The sequence below is a fragment of the Streptomyces sp. NPDC005402 genome (assembly GCF_040606575.1).
Classification (GTDB): Bacteria; Actinomycetota; Actinomycetes; order Streptomycetales; family Streptomycetaceae; genus Streptomyces.
In genome coordinates, this window is sequence record NZ_JBEXFB010000002.1 from 566257 (window position 1) to 588161 (window position 21905).

General features: G+C 70.2%; 17 protein-coding genes. 4 read left to right on the top strand and 13 right to left on the bottom strand.

Going from position 1 to position 21905, the window contains the following annotated elements; genetic code table 11:
* The first annotated feature begins 263 nt into the window (after positions 1 to 263).
* On the top strand, positions 264 to 488 hold the full coding sequence (locus ABZT02_RS05530; protein WP_355734309.1) for a hypothetical protein: 225 nt from the start codon (positions 264 to 266) through the stop codon (positions 486 to 488).
* Positions 489 to 611: 123 nt separating this feature from the next.
* On the opposite strand, the gene ABZT02_RS05535 is transcribed toward ABZT02_RS05530, so the two are convergent.
* The 7 genes from ABZT02_RS05535 to ABZT02_RS05565 form a co-directional block, all read right to left on the bottom strand.
* On the bottom strand, positions 612 to 1475 hold the full coding sequence (locus tag ABZT02_RS05535) for a serine protease (RefSeq protein WP_356014469.1): 864 nt from the start codon (positions 1473 to 1475) through the stop codon (positions 612 to 614).
* Positions 1476 to 1596: 121 nt separating this feature from the next.
* Positions 1597 to 3135 (bottom strand): RNA polymerase sigma factor, encoded by a 1539-nt coding sequence (locus tag ABZT02_RS05540; protein WP_356014471.1) that lies wholly within the window; start codon positions 3133 to 3135, stop codon positions 1597 to 1599.
* 427 nt (positions 3136 to 3562) lie between these two features.
* Positions 3563 to 4450: an FCD domain-containing protein gene (locus ABZT02_RS05545; protein ID WP_356014474.1), complete on the bottom strand. Its 888-nt coding sequence runs from the start codon at positions 4448 to 4450 to the stop codon at positions 3563 to 3565.
* A gap of 160 nt (positions 4451 to 4610) precedes the next feature.
* Positions 4611 to 6611 (bottom strand): ATP-binding cassette domain-containing protein, encoded by a 2001-nt coding sequence (locus tag ABZT02_RS05550; protein WP_356014476.1) that lies wholly within the window; start codon positions 6609 to 6611, stop codon positions 4611 to 4613.
* A 40-nt stretch (positions 6612 to 6651) separates the two neighbouring features.
* Positions 6652 to 7410: an NUDIX hydrolase gene (locus tag ABZT02_RS05555; protein WP_020139160.1), complete on the bottom strand. Its 759-nt coding sequence runs from the start codon at positions 7408 to 7410 to the stop codon at positions 6652 to 6654.
* Positions 7411 to 7540: 130 nt separating this feature from the next.
* Entirely contained in the window at positions 7541 to 9535 is a 1995-nt protein-coding gene (locus ABZT02_RS05560) for a glycogen debranching N-terminal domain-containing protein (protein ID WP_356014478.1), read from the bottom strand.
* A gap of 599 nt (positions 9536 to 10134) precedes the next feature.
* The gene (locus ABZT02_RS05565; RefSeq protein WP_356014479.1) at positions 10135 to 11877 is read right to left on the bottom strand and encodes a DUF4192 family protein; all 1743 of its coding nucleotides are present in this window, start codon (positions 11875 to 11877) and stop codon (positions 10135 to 10137) included.
* Positions 11878 to 12018: 141 nt separating this feature from the next.
* Here ABZT02_RS05565 and ABZT02_RS05570 point away from each other — a divergent pair, with 141 nt between their 5' ends.
* The gene (locus tag ABZT02_RS05570; protein ID WP_356014481.1) at positions 12019 to 14190 is read left to right on the top strand and encodes a RecQ family ATP-dependent DNA helicase; all 2172 of its coding nucleotides are present in this window, start codon (positions 12019 to 12021) and stop codon (positions 14188 to 14190) included.
* Positions 14191 to 14484: 294 nt separating this feature from the next.
* Positions 14485 to 15117: a hypothetical protein gene (locus tag ABZT02_RS05575; protein WP_306975458.1), complete on the top strand. Its 633-nt coding sequence runs from the start codon at positions 14485 to 14487 to the stop codon at positions 15115 to 15117.
* Positions 15118 to 15333: 216 nt separating this feature from the next.
* Here the strand turns inward: ABZT02_RS05575 and ABZT02_RS05580 are convergent, their stop codons facing one another.
* From ABZT02_RS05580 to ABZT02_RS05590, 3 genes are all read right to left on the bottom strand, one after another.
* Positions 15334 to 15978 (bottom strand): hypothetical protein, encoded by a 645-nt coding sequence (locus tag ABZT02_RS05580; RefSeq protein WP_356014485.1) that lies wholly within the window; start codon positions 15976 to 15978, stop codon positions 15334 to 15336.
* Between the two features lie 68 nt (positions 15979 to 16046).
* The gene (locus ABZT02_RS05585) at positions 16047 to 16748 is read right to left on the bottom strand and encodes a ribonuclease HII (protein WP_356014487.1); all 702 of its coding nucleotides are present in this window, start codon (positions 16746 to 16748) and stop codon (positions 16047 to 16049) included.
* Between the two features lie 82 nt (positions 16749 to 16830).
* Entirely contained in the window at positions 16831 to 17454 is a 624-nt protein-coding gene (locus tag ABZT02_RS05590) for a TetR/AcrR family transcriptional regulator (RefSeq protein ID WP_356014489.1), read from the bottom strand.
* Positions 17455 to 17644: 190 nt separating this feature from the next.
* Here ABZT02_RS05590 and ABZT02_RS05595 point away from each other — a divergent pair, with 190 nt between their 5' ends.
* Positions 17645 to 19192 carry an MFS transporter gene (locus ABZT02_RS05595; protein WP_356014491.1) on the top strand — a complete coding sequence of 516 codons (1548 nt, stop codon included), beginning with the start codon at positions 17645 to 17647 and terminating at the stop codon, positions 19190 to 19192.
* A 279-nt stretch (positions 19193 to 19471) separates the two neighbouring features.
* Here the strand turns inward: ABZT02_RS05595 and ABZT02_RS05600 are convergent, their stop codons facing one another.
* From ABZT02_RS05600 to ABZT02_RS05610, 3 genes are all read right to left on the bottom strand, one after another.
* Entirely contained in the window at positions 19472 to 20377 is a 906-nt protein-coding gene (locus ABZT02_RS05600; protein WP_356014492.1) for an ADP-ribosylglycohydrolase family protein, read from the bottom strand.
* 12 nt (positions 20378 to 20389) lie between these two features.
* Positions 20390 to 21049 carry a histidine phosphatase family protein gene (locus ABZT02_RS05605; protein WP_356014493.1) on the bottom strand — a complete coding sequence of 220 codons (660 nt, stop codon included), beginning with the start codon at positions 21047 to 21049 and terminating at the stop codon, positions 20390 to 20392.
* Between the two features lie 119 nt (positions 21050 to 21168).
* A complete protein-coding gene (locus tag ABZT02_RS05610; RefSeq protein WP_351990707.1) occupies positions 21169 to 21774 on the bottom strand; it encodes a YdbC family protein in 606 nt (201 codons plus the stop codon).
* Positions 21775 to 21905 lie beyond the last annotated feature (131 nt).

Below are 21905 nucleotides of genomic sequence, written 5' to 3' on the forward strand. Positions count from 1 at the left end.
ACGTTCCCTTACAGGCATGAACCATTTAGGCTCCGGGCACGTCCTCATGAACAACCGGCAACCCAGCCGGCAGGACCGACCCTGACCGATCGCGCGAAACCGTAAGACACACAGACACGCAATACGGCACATTCGCCGCCAAACCGGCAGCAGCCAGCCGTCCGGAAAATTTCTCTCTGGGAGAAGCCCCGAGCGGGAACGTTTTGGGGCTGGTTGGATGTTGACCCTGGTACGACAGCTCGTCGAGCTAGAGAAGAGGCGACGTGACTACTGTTCTGACCCCCGCGAGCCCGCTGACGGCCGCTGACCGCTGCGACCGCTGCGGCGCCCAGGCGTACGTGCGCGTCGTACTGCTCAGCGGCGGAGAGCTGCTCTTCTGCGCCCACCACGGGCGCAAGTTCGAGCCGGAACTCAAGAAGATCGCCGCTGAGATACAGGACGAGACGGAGCGGCTCACGGCCGTTCCCGCCGCAGAAGAAGAGCGCTGACACTTCGCGTCCACGACGAGCCAGCTCCGGCACAGGCCGGCACAAGGGCGGCTGCCCCTTTTCCCAGGGGCAGCCGCCTTTGCTCATGCTCCGCCGAGGGCCTTCAGCGCCCCCGAGGCTCTGTCACGCGGTCCCGTGGCGCCCGTCCGACGCGTTGCGACCGCCCCAGTTCAGCGTGCGCATGACGTCGGACACACGGGCATAGACACCAGGTCGGCCCGCTCGCCCACAGCCGCTCCCCCAGGACACCAGTCCGATCAGCTTCCCCCCGGCGACCAGCGGCCCACCGCTGTCCCCCTGACAGGCGTCACGACCACCCCCGTCCTCCCCGGCGCACAGCATGGTGTCGGCGCGGTAGGTGCCCTCGGCGCCGCCCGGATAAGCCTCCTCGCAGCCCGCGTCGGCCAGTACGTGCACGCGTGACGCCCGCAGACTGCGCGCGTAGTCGCCGCCGCCCGTGACGTCACCCCAGCCGTACACCGTAGCGCTGGTTCCCGGCGCGTACGCCGCGTCACCGTCGGCCGCCATGGCGATGACCGCGCTCTGCGGAAGCGGCTCGGCGAGGGTGAGGACGGCGAAGTCCCCGGCGTTGCTCTGCGGGTCGTAGCCGGGATTCACCCAGGCTTCACGCAAGGCGATCTCCTTGCCCTCATCCGAGAGCAGATCCGTCCGCCCCGTGATGACACGGAAGTCACTCACCTGCTCGGGCGGTGCCCCCAGGACGTCTTCACCCATGCAGTGGGCCGCGGTGAGCACCGTGGTCGGACCGACGGCGACACCGCCGCAGAACTGCCCGGCACGCATACCTCCGAACTGGTCACGGCTGGACAGGGCCACGGTCCAGGGCGCCGTGGACACGTCGACCGGGAATCCCCCGACGACGACGCTGTCGGCGGCCACGGGGGCGGGCGACGCCAGCGGTATGGCCGCCGCCACGGCCGCCAGAATCAGCGGCCGGGCCAGCGCCCGGGCAATGGGGTGACGCATGCATGCTCCTCACTCCGGGGTGGTGATCGGAAACCCAGAGTCATGCAAGGTGCCTGGACGCGCAGCACGAAGGCCCGGTCCCCGAAAAGGGACCGGGCCTTCGGCGTCGTACGACTACGACCTAGTCGAGGTAGTCGCGCAGCACCTGCGAACGCGACGGGTGACGCAGCTTCGACATGGTCTTCGACTCGATCTGGCGGATGCGCTCGCGCGTGACGCCGTAGACCTTGCCGATCTCGTCGAGGGTCTTCGGCTGACCGTCGGTGAGACCGAAGCGCATCGAGACGACGCCCGCCTCGCGCTCGGACAGGGTGTCGAGGACGGAGTGCAACTGCTCCTGCAGGAGTGTGAAGCTGACCGCGTCGGCCGGGACGACGGCCTCGGAGTCCTCGATGAGGTCTCCGAACTCGCTGTCGCCGTCCTCGCCCAGCGGGGTGTGCAGCGAGATCGGCTCACGGCCGTACTTCTGGACCTCAATGACCTTCTCCGGGGTCATGTCGAGCTCCTTGGCCAGCTCCTCCGGGGTGGGCTCGCGGCCCAGGTCCTGGAGCATCTGGCGCTGCACGCGCGCGAGCTTGTTGATGACCTCGACCATGTGCACCGGGATACGGATGGTGCGGGCCTGGTCGGCCATCGCGCGGGTGATCGCCTGACGGATCCACCAGGTGGCGTACGTGGAGAACTTGTAGCCCTTGGTGTAGTCGAACTTCTCGACCGCGCGGATCAGACCGAGGTTGCCTTCCTGGATGAGGTCCAGGAAGAGCATGCCGCGCCCGGTGTAGCGCTTGGCCAGGGAGACCACCAGACGGAGGTTGGCCTCCAGGAGGTGGTTCTTGGCGCGGCGTCCGTCCTCGGCGATGATCTCCAGCTCGCGCTTGAGCTTCGGGGCGAGCTTGTCGGCGTTGGCCAGCTTGTCCTCGGCGAACAGACCGGCCTCGATGCGCTTGGCGAGCTCGACCTCCTGCTCGGCGTTGAGCAGCGGGACCTTGCCGATCTGCTTGAGGTAGTCCTTGACCGGGTCGGCGGTGGCTCCGGCCACGGCGACCTGCTGGGCAGGCGCGTCGTCCTCGTCGTCGTCGGAGAGGACGAAGCCCTTGTTCTCGGCCCCCTCCTCTTCCTCCTCGCCAGGCTTGATCTCCTCGAGGACCTCGTCCTCGACGGCCTCGGCGTCGTCCTTCTTGGCAGTCGTCTTCTTGGCCGCCGCCGTCTTCTTGGTGGCGACGGTCTTCTTCGCAGCCGCCTTCTTGGTGGCGACCGCCTTCTTCGCGGCGGGCTTCGCGGGCGCCTCGCCCTCGACTGCGGGCTCAGCGGCGGGAGCCGCCGGGGTGGCGGTGGCGGTGGCCTTCTTCGTGGTCACCGTCTTGGCCGCGACCGTCTTGGTGGCGGTGCGCTTGGCCGGACTCTTCGCTGCGACGCTCTTTCGGGTGCGCTTGGGCTCCGCGGCACTGACCATCAGCGTCACACCCTCTTCCTCGAGGATCTGGTTGAGGCTGCGCAGTACGTTCTTCCACTGAGTGGCCGGAATCTGGTCAGCTTCGAAGGCCCGACGCACGTCATCGCCGGCGATCTGCCCCTCGGCCTTTCCCCGCTCAATGAGAGCCATGACAGAGACGGACTCGGCGATCTCCGGCGGGAGCGTACGGGATGTGCTGGCCGACACGAACAACCTCTCGGAACGTTGGAAAACGGCTTCCGGCCCCGTCCACAGCGGACAGGAGCCGACCACCGGCCTGGGAGTGGCCGACGGCGCGGGCGGGGGGCCGGGAAGATGCACAGCGCCTTAAACGGCGTCCGTATTCCCTCCGCGGCTGTCACCTCTTAGGTCATCGCGCTGCTCCCGCGAGCGTTACGCCCAATCTGCGTGGCCCGAGTCACACCCCGTAAACAAATAAAACGGTCAGACGCGGACAGAAGCGGTCAGTCATCCGTCCGGGTCGGCGGAGCCCCAGGGCGCCGTCACCATGCCGCACCGTGGGACCCCGCAGGATCCCTGGAGATTCTGCGGGGTCCGACGGAGGCGGTTCAACGGCCGAGCGATGCCACAGGAGGGGAAGCACATCCTCGACCGCGCCGCCCGCGGTGCACGGTCAGTGCTCGCGCGGCGCCGGCACCACACGCTCGACCTCGGGATGGACGGCGAGCAGTTGACGCATGGCTGCTTCGGCCTTTGCGGCATCGCCGGCGGCGAGGGCGTCGGCGATCCGGCCGTGGTGCGCCAAGGACGAATCGTTCGGGCGGTCACAGCCGGTGACCGGGCCACCGGAGACCTGGAGGGCTGCGGAGACGATCCCGGAAAGGTGCTCCAGCATGCGGTTGCCCGCGAGCTGGATGAGCAGGGAGTGGAACTCGGCGTCGGCACGGGAGAAGGTGAGCGCGTCACCCTGGCTCATGGCGTGCCCCATGATCTCGACCATGTCACCGAGGCGCTGCTGGACGTCCTCCCGGCCGTGTCCCGCGGCCAGGCGCGCGGCGAGCGGCTCGATCGTCCAGCGCAGCTCACTCAGCTCGCGGCGCTGATCGTCGCGCTGCGGTCCGAAAGCTCGCCATTCGATGATGTCCGGGTCCAGCAGGTTCCAGTCACTGACGGGACGCACGCGCGTGCCGACGTTCGGGCGGGCACTGACCAGGCCCTTTGCCTCCAGGACGCGGAGTGACTCACGGACGACGGTACGGGAGACCTCGAAACGCTGGCCGATCTCCTCCGGGACCAGCGGCCGGTCGGCTCCCAGGTCGCCGGAGACGATCATCTGGCCGAGCTGCTGGACGAGTTGGCCGTGCAGGCCACGCCCGCGGCTGCCCCCGGCCCGGCGGCCCACGCGGCCCAGCTCCGGGTCCGAGCCGTCCCAGACAGAGGCTCCGACACGGCCTGCGGCCGGCAAGTCGGCGTAGGGGTAGCGGTCGAGATCGCCCGGGCCGGCCAGACCGGAGTCGGTGGAGCGGGCGGCGGTCATCATGGTGTGCGCAAGGGTACTCACGGATCCTTTGTCGGCGCCGCCTCCAACTCCCTTGAGGTCTTTGGTGAAAAGCACACGAAAGGGTGATCGCTCACCCCGTCGCAATTGACGCCTTATCGGAAAGAAATGCGCTTTCGTCGGGAAGTTGTGCGCAGTCGGGACCAGAAGCGTGCGGACAGCCTCATCGGACCCTGCTGCGCAGGGTCGTGAGCAGATATGCGCACAGCAGGGCCGTCAGCGACAACGTCAGTGCTCCGCCCACGGGTTGGGCGATCACACGCACCGCTCCGACGAGATAGCGCTCGCCGCCGAAGGGCCATTGCAGCAGGAAGACCTCGCGCAGCCTCGCGGGAAGACCTGCCGCCGCACGCATGGAGGCCCCCTCCAGGGCTCGCTGTACGAGGGGAACGACAAGAACGGGCACAGCCACCACCGCGGCGAGCCCGGCCGTGGTGGACCGGAAGATGCCGGCGGCCAGGACACCGGCCCAGGCGCACCCGACCACGAGTCCGAACCAACTCGCGCCCAGTGACAACCAGTCCGCGGGAACCTCCGTGAGTTCCCGTCCGTAGACGAGATAGAGCACTTCGGCGTCGCAGCCCACCGTGAGAAGGGCCAGCACCAGCGCGGTGACGGCGGCGACAGCGAGTTTCGCGGTGAGCAGCCCCAGCCGGCGTGGGACGGTGCCGCGATCCGCGGCCAGGGCGGGGTGGCGGAACTCGTCGCCGAACGCGAGTGCGCCGAGCAGTCCGGCCCCGAGCGCGGCCGGGGGCAGCGGCAGCTCCCTCGGCCACGCGGCCAGCAGACGCGCCTGCGGGGTGTGCCCGACTCGTGCCAGGAGTACGGCGGCGAGGGCGGACGTGACGAGTACGGCGGCACCGGTGAGGAACCCGGTGCCGATCCCCGCAGCGCGGCGCAGTTCGTAGCGCAGGGGGCGCAAGGGGCTGGGCGCGGACCTGACGGAGATGGGGGGCGGGAGGGGGGGCAGGGAGGCGGGGGCCCTGGAGACGGTGTCGGCGCTCGGAGCGGCGTCACCGCCTCCCTCGACCGGGCCGCCGTGAGCGTCTGGACTGGCGTGTGCCGCCTGATCGCCATGCGCTCTCGGGTCGGCTGGGACCACCCGGTCGTCGCGCATGTGAGAACCGCTCTGCGATGCCGGGTGGCCGTGCGTTTGGCCTCCTCGTGTTGCCGCCACGGCCACCCCGACAGCCTCATCTCCGAGGAGCGCGCCGGACTGCGGCCCCGTGACGCCCGCCCGCGCATCCTGCGCCGCTTCTGCGGACGCCCCGGGAAACGGGCCGGCACCGGGTCCCATGTCCCCGATCTCGTCGGCGAGTTGGTGGACCAGGATGCCGTGCCGGAAGGCCGCCTCGCCGACGTCGGCACATCTACTGCCGTACACGGACAGACGGTTGCCGCCTTCCCGGACGACCTCGACGGAGCGGTGAGCCGTACGGGCCTCCTTGGCGAGCAGGGCGGCGAGGCGGGCGGCATGGGGAGTACGAACGGCGACACGGGGGCGGAGTCTGGTGCGGGCGAACTCCGTGGCCGCCTGGTCGGCGACGAGTCTGCCCTGCTCGAGTGTGATGACGTGATCTGCGACGCGTGCGGCCTCTTTGGGCTCGGACGTGGTGAACAGGACTGTGCCGCCCTGGGCGGCGTGCGCGCCCAGCATGCCGTGCAGCCAGTGGCTCTCACGAGTGGAGAGTCCGTCGGCGGGATCGTCCAGTACGAGGGTGTGCGGGTCCGGCAACAGGGCGCACGCCAGGCCCAGGCGGCGGTCCATACCGCGTGACAGGGTGCCGAGCCGCTCGTCGCGGAGGCTGACCAAGCCCACCGCTTCGAGTACTTCGTCGGCGCGCCGGACCGGGACGCCGGTCGCGGCGCACAGCATGCGCAGATGGCCGCGGACCGTGCGCGCGGGATGGCCAGGCACCTCGCCCAGAAGTACGCCGACCTCGCGTGAGGGGTGCGCGATGCGATGCAGCGGGCGGCCCTTGAAGTAGGTGAGGCCACGGCCCTGTTGGAGCTCGAGCATCAGTCTGAGCGCCGTCGTCTTACCCGCGCCCGTCGCTCCGAGAAGCGCGGTGACGCGGCCCGCGCGGGCTTCGAAGGACACGTCGTCGACCGCGGGCGGGAGGCCCTTGCGGGAATTGCTGGTCAGTCCGAAGGCCTGGATCACCCGTAGCAAGATAGCGCGTTATGTCCGGTTTTTGCGGCTGTCACACTTCGGGGCGCAGCATCGGGGGGTTGAGAAGGGTGGCGCCGCCGGCCCGGAAGAGCTGGGCGGGGCGGCCGCCCTGTCGCGTGGTCGTGCCGCCGGTGGGGACCAGGAAGCCTGGTGTGCCGGTCACCTTGCGGTGGAAGTTGCGCGGGTCCAGTGCCACGCCCCACACCGCCTCGTAGACCCGGCGCAGCTCGCCGACGGTGAACTCGGGCGGGCAGAACGCCGTGGCCAGCGACGAGTACTCGATCTTCGAGCGGGCGCGCTCCACTCCGTCCGAAAGGATCTGGGCATGGTCGAAGGCGAGCGGCGCGATCGGTTCCCCGTCTCGACCGTAGCCGCCCTGCTGCAACAGCTCTTCGACGGGCGCCCAGCGCGCGTTGCTGGCGTCGCCGCCTGCCCGGGGGGCGGGCAGATCGGGGGCGAGGGCGAGGTGGGCGACGCTCACCACGCGCATCCGGGGATCACGCTTGGGGTCGCCGTAGGTCGCGAGCTGTTCCAGGTGTGCTCCGTTGTCCTGGACGGGGACGGCCGGGTCGTGGGCGCGCAGCCCGGTCTCCTCGGCCAGCTCGCGGGCAGCGGCCTGCGCCAGATCCTCATCGGCCCGTACGAAACCGCCGGGAAGCGCCCAGCGTCCCTGGAACGGCGGCTCGCCCCTGCGTACCGCGAGCGCGCACAGGGCGTGACGACGCACGGTCAGTACGACCAGGTCCACGGTGACGGCGAAGGGTGGAAAGGCTGACGGGTCGTAGGGCATGCGGCGATCATAGTCGTCTGCCTGACGATAAACACTCCCTTCGGCGGTCGCATCGGCGGCTGATCCACTGCCACCTGAACAGGTCCCGTCCTCCCTTGCCTGTGTCTGCCGCAACGGATGTCGTGCGAGGTCACGCCCCCAGTTGCAGCCCTTCGGCGGCCTCCTCGACCATGGCGAGCCCGAGCCTGCTGACCCGTACCGAGAACGGGGCCCCCGCGATCCTCAGGCCGGTCAGACCGATCTCACCCAGCGGCGCACTGCGCAAGGGACGCAGTGTGACCGTCCCCGCCGGGACGTCGGGGCGGATTCCGGCCAGGGTGGTCAGCAACAGGACTCCGGCGGCCGCTGAAGTCGCCGCCGGACGACAGGCCGCCGGGTGAGGAAGGGGAGCGCTCCCGTCGGTGCGTTGCTCACCCGCGTACATCTCAGGGAGCCTGTGACCGAAGGCCTCAGCCGCGGCCAGCAGACCCCGCAGGAGCGAGCCGGCCTCCTTCTCGTACCCGGCGGCGGCCAGGCCCGCGACGGCGATCGCGCTCTCGTGAACTCTCACGGCACCGGTGCGATGGCCGAACGGGTTGTAACCCGCCTCCTTCGTGCCCAGTCCGCGCAGCCCCCACCCCGAATCCATGGCCGGGCTGCCGAGGAGCCGGGCGAGCTGCTCGGTCTGCACCCTGTCGAGCAGGCCGGGTGCCTGTTCACCCCCGCCGAGCAGTCCGGTGTCCAGGAGGTGGACAGCCGCGGCGCCAAGGTACGGCAGGAGGCGCCCGTCGGGAGCCCGCGCGGCCGTCGGCCGGCCACCGCTGCGGTCTTCGACCCAGAAGTCCTCACGGAAGGCTCTGCGCAGTTCGCGGGCCCACTGCCGCAGCGCCGCCCCGCCCGGTCTGTCGAACGCGTCCAACAGGTCGGCGCCGAGGACGGCTGCGCGATGCGCATGTGCCTGTGTCTCGCAGCGGACGGGGCCGCCGGGCTGTGGGTCGCACAGATAGGGCTCCTCCCCCACGGCCGACCGCAGCCAGCCCAGACACCGCTCGGCTGTCGGGAGCAGCTCTTCCGTCTCCGGTCGCGAGAGTCCCCACCGGAAGGCCTCCGCGAGGAGGGCGGGGAAGAGCAGGGTTGCCGCGGTGCCCGTACAACCGGCTGCAAGGTGAGCGCCCGCGTCCCGGCGCGGCCCGGGAATCATGCCGGACTGCGCTGTCTGCCCGCGGAGCTGGGTGCGCGCGAGGGTGCGGAGCGTCCCCGCCGCGAGGCGGGTGCCCAGTGGCAGCGTCATACGGGCCCCGACGAGCGCGTCGGCCGGGGCCAGGCCGCAGCGCCAGGGGGCTCCGGCCGCGAGGTGGGTGTCGGTGGGGTGTGCCGGGTCTCGCAGCAGCAAGGACTGGAGGTCGTCGATGCTTGTGTGCAGGAGCGGCTGGATTGCGGGGTGGTCTCCCGTGGCGCGGGCGCAAGCCAGGGGGCTGGTCGCCGCCCGCCCCACAGCTCGCACGGGGCCCGCGCCCTCCAGACGCACGCACAGTTCCAGACCGGCCGTGCCTCCTGGCGGCAGGTCGAACTCCCAGCGCAACAGGCCTGCCGATGCGAGTGCGTCGGTGGGCGGTGGGTCGGCCGTGACCGACGCCCCGCCGGCCGCGCAGGACCAGCGCAGGCCGGAGTCGTGGACGATTGCGGGCAGTTCGGGGCCCGCTCGGCCCGACGCGATCGCGCCCAAGTCCGCCAGGTCCGTACCGAGCGCCACCTCCACCGGCAGTCGCAGTGGGCGGGCGGCGGCGCTGTGCAGCATGATGCGTTCCGTCCCGTCCGCGTGGCGGGTCCGCTCCACGACGACGTCAGGGTCCGGGCCTCCGCCCGGGGAAACCCGCGCTGTGGCCACGAAACGGGCGCGATCCGCCGCGGTCGTCCGTGCCTGGACCGCGAGTGGCTCACGGCCGGCGATCCGGATCTGACACCGGGAGAGCACGCGTCGGCCCGCGCGGTAGAAGCCTTCCAGCCCTTGGCCGGTCAACTGGCCTTGATCCGTGGAGATGGCGAGGCCGGGAAGCGCCAGGGAGATGATGACCGAGTGCGCCGGGGGGAGAGCAGCTGGGCCTCGGGGGCCCGAGGAAGCGTTTTGCAGTGGCCTGGACGGCATGGGTGAAGGCGGGCGACCAGGACGATTCGCCGTTGAAGGTGGAGTCCGGCCCTGCCTCATCGGTGTGGACGAGCGGGGGACGGAGCCCGCCGACGGAGACGACTCACGATCCCACGACGGAGACGACTCACGGTCCGAGGACAGCGAGGAAGGGGCGTCCTTCCCGTCCTGTTCCGGAGTTGGGTTCGTGCGGTGTTCCGCCGCCGTCGAGATGTGGTGGGTGCCGCTCGGGAACCTCGGCTCAGGCATGCCGGTGTCCGTGGCTCGCGGCGGACCGGCGCTTCCTTTCCATGCCGTCGTCGGCGCGCCGAGGGTGGGGCGGCCGTCGCCGGTGGAGGACGGAGTCGGCTGATGCAAGGTGCGCTTCCTCTGCGCTCTGTGCGGCTCGGGTGTGTTCGGCGCCCGGTGCGGGGGCTCCTGAAGGGCATGGGCGATGCGGCGGTACGGTCCGGTAGGGGTTCCGCCACTCAGGTGAACGGGACGGGCCTGTTCGGGGTCACGCCCGCGGGCCCGGAAGCCGACCGAATGGCGGCGGCCCGCATCCGCCACCCGACGGCACAGGTGGGACCATCCGCCCGCGACTCGCCTCCAGTGGCCACTCATCCCTCCTCCTCGGTGGCACCGCCCCCGGGCCGGGTGCTTTCGGTTCGGCGCGCGTCGCTCTTGCCCGTGGAGCGGCGGACGGCACCGGGACGGGTACCGCGGGCCGGCCGGGAGCGTGGGCGGGATTCCTCGGCACCGGGCTGTCGTCCCTCCGCGGCCTGCGGACGGGCATCGGCGCGAGCGCCGGGACGCACCCGCTTGCGTCGGCGCGAGGCCGTGGGCGGTGGCGTCGGCAGCAGCGTCCGGTCGGCGCCGGAGGGGCACGGTGGCAGCGCGCCTTCGGCCCGGGACGGGCACGCAGCCACCGCGTCCTTGGCATTGCCGGGCGGTTCCATGGTTCCGTCGGAACTGGGCGAGGACACCGCCTGACTCCCTCCAGGACCCGCCGTGTCCGGCCCCATCAGATGCTCGGCCGTCTCCCCGTCGGCGGGCTGAGCGGCCTCCGAGCGCCCGTGTGCCTCACGCCCCACGCGTTCCGCGCGCAGGCAGCGGCGGATGGATTCCGGGTCGAGTCCCTCGTTGCATGCCTGGTGCAGGAGCCGGGCGAAGAGATAGCTGGGATCCGCGCCCAGGGCCATGGCCAGCGCCTCCCTGGCCTCGATCTCGTCGCCGGTGGACCAGGCGACCCATCCGGCGAGGGTGAGCGGTGCCGCCGCGTGCTCGCCATAGGGTCCGACGCACCGGCGGGCCAACGCACGCCACAGACGCAGGGCCGGTCCGGCCTCCTCGGCCTCCATCCACTCGGCCGCGCGGTCCCTGGTCGTGCGGTCCTGCAGACCGAGGATCAGGACCGCGGCGTCGTCGTGCCCCAGCAGTTCGTCGTCACGCAGGTCTGCCTGGAGCGAACCCAGCACGGGGGCTGCCTCGGCGAAGCGTGTCATCGTGCGCCTGGCCAGCCGCAGCGTCTCCTCGGCCACGTCCACCCGGCTCGCCTGGTCGAGCATCCTGGGAACCAGGGCCATGCCGGCGGTGTCCAGAGCGACTTCCTGTTCCAGCGCGGCCGCGGTCTCCCAGGGCTGCAGCCTGGCCCGCAGCTCGCGCAGTGTGCCGCGCACCTGCAGTCCCGCGTATGTGGCCGCGGCGGCGAGCACCGAGGTGCCGGGCAGCCCCATCGGGCGTCCCTCCACGGGGCAGCATTCCTCGCTCGGACAGCAGTACGACCAGTAGCGGCCGTCGGAGATGCACAACGCCTCGATCACAGGAACGTCGAGCCGGCCGCACTCCGTGCGCAGCAGCCCGGCGAGCGGGGCGAGCCGCGCCGTGATCTGCCTGCCCGTCTCACCGGGCCCCGGTTCCTGGCAGAGGTAGGCCACCATCTGCTCGGGGCGGCCGCCCCTGCGCTCGCTGCCGGTGATCAGTCCGTGCGCCAGCTGCCGGGCCACGGCCGGCCAGTCGTCCTTGTTCGCGGGAATGCCCAGCCGGGCCCGCCCTCCGAACCGGCCGCGGCCGCCCCGGTCGTGCAGGGCGACAAGGACAATGCTGTCCTCGGGCCGGTACCCGAGCAGGTAGGGCACGGCATCGGCCAGTTCGCCCGGCGTCCGCAGGGTGACTTGGTGTTCGGCGCCATGTGCGTCGAATCCGACCCGGTCGCCGATCCCCGGACTTTCGTTGTCCCGCCCGTCACCCTTCCGTCCGTCGTTGCCGTTCCGTCCGTCGTCGCCCTTTCGTCCGTCGTCGCCGTTCCGTCCGCGGTTGTTGCTGTTTGCGGCGGGTCCCGTCGTTTCGCTGTGATTCGTCATGTGCAGACGATCTCGCGGATCTTGATATTCCGGTTGGGCCTGTGGATAAGTCCGATCAGGGCCACGACAAGCACCGTCCCGTCGTCCACAGCCGGGCCGCCGCCCAGTCCCGTTGTCGGAGGCGTCCTGTTGTATGGGGGCATGACGCACACGAGCAAGACGGAGTTGCGCGAGGCTGCCGACAGGATCCTCGTCCGGCTCGTCGGGGACGGCACCGGATCGGCGCGGCTGCGCGAGGACCAGTGGCGGGCGATCGAGGCGCTGGTCGCCGACAAGCGCCGGGCCCTGGTCGTACAGCGCACGGGCTGGGGCAAATCCGCGGTGTATTTCGTGGCGACCGCCCTGCTGCGCGAGCGCGGCGCCGGGCCGACCGTGATCGTCTCTCCGCTGCTCGCGCTCATGCGCAACCAGGTCGAGGCCGCCGCGCGTGCCGGCATCCACGCCCGGACCATCAACTCCTCCAACCCGGAGGAGTGGGAGACCATCCGCGCCGAGGTCGCCGCGGGCACCGTCGACGTGCTGCTCGTGAGCCCCGAACGGCTCAACAACCCGGACTTCCGCGACAACGTCCTGCCCGAACTGTCTGCCGCCACCGGTCTTCTCGTCGTCGACGAGGCGCACTGCATCTCCGACTGGGGCCACGACTTCCGTCCCGACTACCGTCGGTTGCGCACCATGCTGACCGACCTCCCACGCGGGGTGCCGGTGCTGGCCACCACCGCCACGGCCAATGCCCGCGTCACCGCGGACGTGGCGGAGCAGCTGGGTACCGGCACCGACTCGGACGCACTGGTCCTGCGCGGCCCGCTCGACCGCGAGAGCCTGAGCCTCGGTGTGCTCCGACTGCCCGACGCGGCCCACCGGCTGGCCTGGCTCGCCGATCATCTGGACGACCTGCCGGGCTCCGGCATCATCTACACGCTGACGGTGGCCGCCGCCGAGGAGATCACCGCCTTCCTGCGGCAGTGCGGACACACCGTCACCTCGTACACGGGAAAGACGGAGAACGCCGAACGCCAGCAGGCCGAGGAAGCCCTCCTCGCGAACAAGGTCAAGGCGCTGGTGGCCACCTCCGCGCTCGGCATGGGGTTCGACAAGCCCGACCTCGGCTTCGTCGTCCATGTCGGCTCGCCCTCCTCCCCCATCGCCTACTACCAGCAGGTCGGGCGGGCCGGACGCGGTGTCGAGCACGCCGAGGTGCTGCTGCTGCCCGGCCGTGAGGACGAGGCGATCTGGTCCTACTTCGCCTCCGTCGCGTTCCCGCCCGAAGAAGCCGTACGACGCACTCTGGACGCCCTCGCGGGGGCGGACCGGCCGCTGTCGCTGCCCGCGCTCGAACCGCTGGTGGAGCTGAACCGCACCCGCTTGGAGATCATGCTCAAGGTGCTGGACGTGGACGGCGCGGTCCACCGGGTCAAGGGTGGCTGGATCGCCACCGGAGTGCCGTGGTCGTACGACACCGAGCGCTATGCCTGGGTCGCCAAGCAGCGCGCCACCGAACAGCAGGCCATGCGCGACTACGCCACCACTACGGGCTGCCGTATGGAGTTCCTGAGGCGACAGTTGGACGACGAGCAAGCTGCTCCCTGCGGCCGTTGCGACAACTGCGCCGGACCCCGTTTCACCGCCGACATCTCGCCTGCCGCCCTGGACACGGCGGGCGGCTCGCTCTCCCGCGCCGGTGTCGTCGTGGAGCCGCGCCGCATGTGGCCCACGGGCCTCCCCGCCATCGGCGTCGACCTGAAGGGCCGTATTCCGCCCGGCGAACAGGCTTTGCCGGGCCGGGCTCTCGGGCGGATGTCGGACATCGGCTGGGGCAACCGCCTGCGTCCGCTGCTCGCACCTCAGACTCCGGACGCTCCCGCCCCCGACGACGTGGCGAACGCCGTCGTAACCGTGTTGGCCGACTGGGCCAAGTCGCCCGACGGCTGGGCCTCCGGAGCCCCGGACGCACCTGCCCGCCCTGTCGGGGTGGTCACCGTTCCCTCGCGCAGCCGGCCCCAGTTGGTCCACTCGCTGGGGAGCCGGATCTCCGCCGTCGGCCGCCTCCCGTTCCTGGGGTCTTTGGCGTACACGGACCACTCCGACGATCTTTCCCTGCCACGTTCCAACAGCGCTCAGCGACTGCGGGCCCTGCATGGGGCACTCGTCGTGCCTCCGCCCCTGCGGGAGGCGCTGCAGGCAGCCGCTGGGCCCGTTTTGCTCGTCGACGACATGACCGAGACCGGCTGGACCCTCGCGGTCGCCGCCCGGCTGCTGTTGCGGTCGGGTGCCCAGGGGGTCTTGCCTCTGGTGCTGGCGGTACGCGGCTGAGCAGGCGCCGGAGGCGACGACGCTCTACGCGCGCGTACGAACGAGGCCCCAAACCGCCGGGCTCGGAGGTCCCGGGCGTCGCCCGGTAAAACACTGGGTAGGGATATAAGCCACGAAGCATCTGATTCGGGTCGGCGAGCCCAATTGCTCGTTGCCGCAACCAAGTTCGACAGGAAGAATTGAGGTCCGCTCCCCGCACGGCCTCGTCCGTTGACCGGTAGGGCTCTGCTGCGGTGCGCGCTCCCCCGAATCCGACCCCGCCCGCCGTATGGGCGCGTAGCCGAAGGGAGGACCGTGACCTTCGGATTCGCTCCGTCCTCCGCGGCGTCCACGTCGTCAACCGACCTGTCCGCCGCATCCGCCAACCCTCTGGCCCGTCTGCTCGAACCCGCCGAGTGGGCCGAGGCCGGCATCCCGCTGCTGCGCAACCCGCGCGAGGTCGTGAGCGGGCTGCACTCGCGGCACCGTCCCAAACCGGCGACCGCGATCGTGGCCGTCCTCGACCCGGACGAACGGCTGCGGGCGAGCGCCTCGTTCACGCGCCGCCCGGCACCGGCCGATGGCTGGATGTTCCGGAACACGCTGCTGGCCCAGCTGCGCCGGGTGATCCCGCACGATCTGCGGCGCCGCACTCCCGTGCGCACCGCCGTGCTGCTCTACTGCCGTGAGGGCGACGCACGTTGGACGGAGGAGGACGGGGCCTGGATGTGGGGTCTGCGTGACGCCTGCACCCTGCACGGGCTGCGCTGCGGGGCGTACATCACGCTGACGCGTGACGGGTGGCAGGTGCTCGGCGAGGGACGCGGCGGACGCCGACCGAACGCGGACTCCGCACCGGAGCCCTTCGCCACGTCTGAGTCACCGCCGCTGCTGCCGCGCACCGGCGGAGCCGCCTCGGAGGTCCTGCGCCGCGTGGCGGCTCGCTGAAGCCGAGTCCGTCCCGAGGACCCTTCTTCGGCCGTACGTCCGTGACGTACGGCCTACGAAGTGGTAGCGCGTCGGGCGCGCATGTTCCTTGCCCCGGCATGGTGCGAAGTGCGAGCCGGACGTCCGGCTCGGAGGTGGATATGCCGAAGGACTCGCCGTGCAGGTGCCGCGCGGGCGGCACCTGTCCACACCCCCGGGATGTCTTCCGAAACCGAGTCAGACGCCGACGCCCAGTACCGAGTTGATCTGCTGCGGGTCGCCGCAGACGATCAGCAGGGCACCGGCCCGGGCGTGTGCCAGCGGCAGGCCTTCGGCGACAGCCGCGACAGAACCGCCGTTGACGGCGACCACGACCACCGGACGGGACGCGACACGCGAGGCCGCGGTGGCGTCCGCGTAGAACACGTCGTCACCGGCGTCGTGCTGGGCCCAGTAGGCGGCTTCACCGAAGGACAGCTCATGGGCGGCCCACGGATGCTGTTCGCCGGTGGTGATCACCAGCACTTCACCGGGGGGACGGCCCGACTCCAGCAGGAGGTCTACGGCTTCCTCGGCAGCGTCGAGCGCACCGGCGGCCGAGGCCGGGATGAGCTGGATCTGCGGGGCCGCCGAGACCGGAGTCGGGGCGGAGGCAGGGGCTGTGGGGCCCGGCACTGCGGGCTTGGCCACGGCCACGTCATGCGGCGTCCGCTGCACCGGCGGCGCGGGCCGCAGCGGGCCGGGACGACCGGGACGCGGCGGAGCCACGGGGCGTGGACCGGGTACGGGACGGGGGGTCGGCGCGGTGCGGCCGCTGGCCGGAGTGGCGCGGGGACCCTGGGCACTCTCGTGAATCTGAGGCTCCTCGGGAATGAGAGGCATGGGCTGATGTTTATCAAACGTTGGTGCGGCTCGCGTCAGCGGGTGGCACATCAGTGCGAGCGGAATCGTCAGAAATCGAACCCGAGCTGGCCCTCGATCTCCGGAACGCTTCCGTCCGCCCAGCTGCGGGCCTTCTTGAGGTGCCGCCACTGAGGCAGCGCATCAAGATACGCCCACGACAACCGGTGGTACGGGGTGGGGCCCCGAACCTCCAGCGCGGCCTTGTGCACGGGCGACGGATACCCGGCGTTGGCCGCGAAACCGAAGTCTGCATGGTCGACACCCAGTTCGGCCATCATTTTGTCGCGCTGAACCTTTGCGATCACCGAGGCCGCAGCGACCGCCACACAGGATTGGTCGCCCTTGATCACGGTCCGGACGTTCCAGGGCGTTCCGAGATAGTCGTGCTTCCCGTCGAGGATCACCGCGTCCGGACGGACCGGGAGTGCCTCCAGGGCGCGCACGGCGGCGATCCGCAGGGCGGCCGTCATTCCGAGGGCGTCGATCTCTTCGTGACTCGCGTGCCCCAGGGCGTACGACGTCACCCACGTCCGCAGTTCCTCTGCGAGTTCGGTACGGCGTTTGACGCTGAGCAGCTTGGAGTCGGTGAGGCCTTGGGGCGGTCGGCGCAGTCCGGTGACCGCCGCGCAGACGGTGACAGGGCCGGCCCAGGCACCTCGCCCCACCTCGTCGACACCGGCGATGATCTTCGCTCCGGTCGTGGCACGAAGAGAGCGCTCGACAGTGTGAGTAGGCGGTTCGTACGGCATGGCGCCCTTAGCGTACGCCGCTCGGATCGCCCTGCGACACCCCGGTTTCTCCGGACGGCGTCGAGACGTCCACGAAGAGCACTCACGGTCCGCTCGACCGCAGCAGCGGCAGCACGAACTGGTCGATCATCTCTTCGATATCCCGGTCACCCCATTCGCTGCCGCGCATCTTGGAGCGATACATCATCATGGCTGGGATGGCGTCGAAGACATAGTCGTTCGCCGCGTCTGGGCGCACCTCACCTCGCTCTATTCCACGGGTGATGATCTCGCGAAGCAGCTCGACACTCGGCTCCACGACCCCGTGAAAGATCACGGCATGGAAGCGCTCCGCCTGAGCCTGGTCGCATTCGTGAATGACAGAACGCAGTGCGAAGCCGGGGCGCGAGAACATCGCCTCGCGCGCCTGACGGCACAGTTGGAGCAGATCTTCGCGCACACCTCCAAGATCGGGGGCCTCCTCGAAACGCGGCAGTCCGGCCCGAAGTGCGTCCGCGACGAGGTCCTCCTTGGACGGCCAGCGGCGATAGACGGCGGCCTTGCCGGTCTGGGCCCTTGCGGCGACGCCCTCCATCGTGAGGCCGTTCCAGCCGACCGTGCCGAGCTGCTCCAGCGCGGCGTCGAGGATCGCACGCTCCAGCACGGCGCCGCGCCTACGGAGGGAGGCCGTCCGAGCGGGGGCGGCCGTCCAGCGCGAGGTAACCATCTGTGTGTCTCCAGCGAACGGGGAAGCGGGGGGGATTGCGGGGAGGGGTGGGGCACCGCGCGGCAACTCAGGGGGATACGCCGCGCGCCAACAAACTTAAGTGAACGCTTGCGTTCACTACTGGGGACTCACTACCGTTGACGCAACAGTGAACGCGACCGTTCACTAAAGCGCTTGTGGGGGACCCATAGTGACAACCTCTCAATTGATCAAGGATCAGAAACCAGGTGTGGCCCGCCGGGAAGGGCGACCTGGCATCGCGCTCGCCGTCATCGCCGCCTGCCAACTCATGGTGGTACTCGACGCGACGATTGTGAACATCGCGCTGCCGCACATTCAAGACGCTCTCAAGTTCAGCACCACCGACCTCACATGGGTCGTCAGCGCCTACACGCTCACCTTCGGCGGCCTGCTGCTTCTGGGTGGCCGTGCGGGTGACATCCTCGGGCGTCGCCGGGTCTTCATGGCCGGCATTCTGCTGTTCACCTTCGCCTCTCTGCTCGGCGGTCTCGCCCAGGAGCCCTGGCAGCTGCTGGCCGCCCGTGTCCTGCAAGGAGTGGGGGGCGCGATCGCGTCGCCGACGTCGCTGGCACTGATCACCACCACGTTTCCCGAGGGTCCCGAGCGGAACCGGGCCTTCGGTGTCTTCGCCGCCGTCTCCGCGGGCGGCGGTGCCATAGGCCTGCTGGCCGGAGGCATGCTCACCGAGTGGCTCGACTGGCGATGGGTGCTCTTCGTCAACGTGCCGATCGGCGTGCTGATCGCCATCCTCACCCCGCTGTACATCAGCGAGTCCGAACGGCACGGCGGCCGCTTCGACGTCGCGGGCGCGCTGACCTCCACGGGAGGCATGGCCCTGCTGGTCTACGGCTTCATCCGCGCCGCCGACGAGGGCTGGCGGGACAGCCTGACCATCGGGTCCTTCGGCGTCGCCGTGGTGCTCCTGCTCGCCTTCGCGTTCATCGAGTCGCGCGCCAAGGAGCCGATCACCCCCTTGCGGATGTTCGCCGACCGCAACCGCTCGGGCACGTACGTGATCATGCTGAGTCTCGCTGCCGCGATGTTCGGCATGTTCTTCTACATCGTGCTCTTCGTCCAGAACGTCCTGGACTACACCCCGATCGAGGCCGGTCTCGCCTTCCTGCCCGTGACCGTCGTCATCGCGCTGGGCGCGGGCCTGTCGCAGCGGTTCCTGCCGGTGCTCGGCCCCAAGCCGTTCATGCTCGCCGGATCGGCGCTCGCGGTGACCGGGCTCGCCTGGCAGGCCCTGATCAGCTCCGACAGCTCCTACGTCGGCGGAGTTCTCGGCCCCATGCTGATCTTCGGCTTCGGCATGGGCCTGAACTTCGTGACGCTGACGATCACCGCGGTCTCCGGCGTCGCCCAGCACGAGGCCGGCGCGGCCTCCGGGCTGCTCAACACCACGCAGCAGGTAGGCGGTTCGCTCGGCTTGTCCATCCTGACGACGGTGTTCGGGTCGGCCAGCAAGGACGAGGCGGAGAAGCAGCTGCCGCATTTCATGGCTGACGGTTCGGCGGAGCAGAAGGCGGAGTTCGCCAAGACGCACCAACTGCCCGCCCCGTGGGGACACGAGGTGCTCGCTCAGGGCATCTCCTCGGGCTTCGTCGCGGCTGCCTCGATGGCCGTACTCGCCCTGGTCAGCGCCTGGTTGGTGATCAAGGTCCGCAAGAGCGACCTGGAGGCGCTCGCCGGCACGGCGGGCCCGGGTCTCGGCTGATGGAGCCGGGCTCACGATGAGCCGCGGAGGACCGGACCGGGTCCGGAGGATCGACGGCGAGGACGACGGTCCGGTCATCCGCACCAGAAGAACCGCGCGCACCAGGGCGAACAGCGGCAACCAGCCCATGACCGCACCACGCCCCTCTCAGTGCCTTCTGCGTGCCCCGGCCCATCCGTCGCACGGCAACTGTCACGACAACGAGCACCCGATTACGCAGAGTTCCCAACAGGCACGGAGAGTTTCGACATTGTGATCAGGGGGCCGCCCCCGGGGCTTCTACTCCGACACCTGCAACCACTCCGGAAACGCCTCGGTGCGTTCCACCCACTTGGCGGGCGGAGCTCCGACCTTCCCGCCGGCGATCACACCGCCGACGATGGCGCAGGTCGTGTCGACGTCGCCGCCGACCTGCGCGGTTGTCCAGAACGCCTCTTCGTAGTCGCCCAGCGACCGGGCGGCGGACCAGATCGCGAACGGCACGGTGTCGTGGGCCGTCGTGCGGCGCCCGCAGCCCAGCACGGCCGCGACGGTGGAGGCGTCGCCGTAGTCGAGCATGTCGCGGGCTCGCCGCAGTCCCGCGGCCACGGCACTCTTCGGGACGAGTGCGATGACGCCGTCCAGAAGCGCACCGGGACTGGGCGGACCGTCGGGGGCGGCGGCCAGCGCGGCGGCCGCGGCGACGGCCATGGCGCCGACGACGGCCTCACGGTGCTGATGCGTGGGATACGCCGAGATCTCCGCCTGGTGGGTCGCCTGCTCCGGGTCGTCCGCGTAGAAGGCCCCGAGGGGCGGGATGCGCATCGCGGCACCATTGCCCCAGGAACCCTGCCCGTTGAAGAGGGCCGCGGCGAGCTCACGCCAGTCACCGCCCTCGCGGACCAGCCGCAGCAGCCGGTTGACCGCGGGGCCGTAGCCCCGGTCGAAATCGTGGTGTTCGGCGAAGGAGTGGGCCAGGGCGTCCTGGTCGATGCGGTGGTGGCCGGCCAGGACGGCCACCACGGAGCAGGCCATCTCGGTGTCGTCCGTCCACTGCCAGTGGCCGGGCGGCAACTCGCGGTTCTTCAGCAGGGGGTAGTTCACCGGCACGAAGAACTGAGAGCCCAGCGCGTCTCCCACGGCAAGGCCGCGCAGACTGGCCAGGGCGCGGCTCAGCCGCCCGTCGGATGAGGAGTCAGCGGTCATCGGTCTGCCACTCTAATCAGTGATCCCGTACGGTTCCGGCTCTCGCCAGCGCTGGAAGGGCCGGTCAAGGGCGTACTTGCCGTCGTCCCCGAGAACGAGCATCCGCATCTCCGCGTTCCCCGGATTCGACAGCGACTCGAATTCGGCGACCGTCCAGTGGAACCAGCGCATGCAGAACAGCCGCATGGCCAGGCCGTGCGTCACGATCAGGACGTTCGGCGGATGGTCGGGCGCCTCGAAGCTGCGGAACAGGCTCTCCAGGAAGCCGCCGACCCGGTCGTACACGTCGGCCCCGGACTCGCCCTGGGCGAAGCGGTAGAAGAAGTGCCCGTAGGCGTCGCGGTACGCCTTCTGGAGACGTACGTCGTCGCGGTCCTGCCAGTTCCCCCAGTCCTGCTCCCGGAGCCGGGGTTCCTCGCGCACCCGTATGAGCTCGGGGTCCAGGTGGAAGGCGCGAAGGGTCTGGTGTGTACGGCGGTACGGAGAGACGTACACACTGACCTGTTCGCGGCCCAGCACCTCCCGCAGCCGTTTTCCGGTCTCCTCCGCCTGCCGCCAGCCCCGTTCCGTCAGGGCCAGGGCATGGTCGGGCTCGCGTTCGTACACGGTGTCATCAACATTGCCCGTTGACTCCCCGTGCCGGACAAGGACGATTCGCCGTGGTCGTGCCATGCCAAGACCCTAGATCGGGTGGGGCCGTATCCAGCACTCGTACGGGCTCCATACGGCGTAGGTCACACATTTCCCGCACCATCGGCCACCCAGAGGCGCACGCATGGTGAGTACGGATTTCAAACCGTCCACGCCGGTTCAAGGTCCAGGATGTCGCCCGTGAGCGCGGCGACATCGGCCTCGGTCTGGGCTCTCAGGGCGAGCCGCTCCACACGTTCGGTGCGGTACTTGCCGTGCTCGGCGGCCGACCGCCACATCGAGAGCACGAGGAACTCGTTCCCAGGGGCCTCGCCGAACAGGCCGCGAATCATGCCGGGCGAGCCGGCCATGGCCGGATTCCAGACTTTCTCCTGCATGAGAGTGAAGTGCTCCGCGCGCTCCTCATGGACGCGGCAGTGCGCGAACCGCACCAGGTCGGCGTCGGTGAAGCGAGGCTCGAAGCCCGTCTTCACATCGAAGCGGTAGTCGAACAGCTTGACCTGGATGTCCTTGAACGTGCCTGACTGGGCCGCCGCGAGCCGGTCGTGGGAACGCGCCATGAAGGAGTCGTAGAAGGAACGGCTCTCCCAGAAGGAGAAGATGTGCGCCACACCCTGCCGCCCCCGGCTCCAGCCTCCGCCCTGTCCCCGAAACCCCGGCTCTCCCAGAAGCCCCGCCCACTTTCGCTGCCCCCGCTCGAAGCCGCGGCGGTCCACCACGGTGCAGCGAATCCACTTGACCAGCACCGCGCCATGGTAAGGCCACGGAGCGTGGCGCCGGTCACGCTCGGCGGCGAAGGTGACCCACGAGTGACAGACTCGCGTGGCAGGATGGACAACCGGTCCTGCCTGACCGGCAGTTCGGGCCGTGGACACAG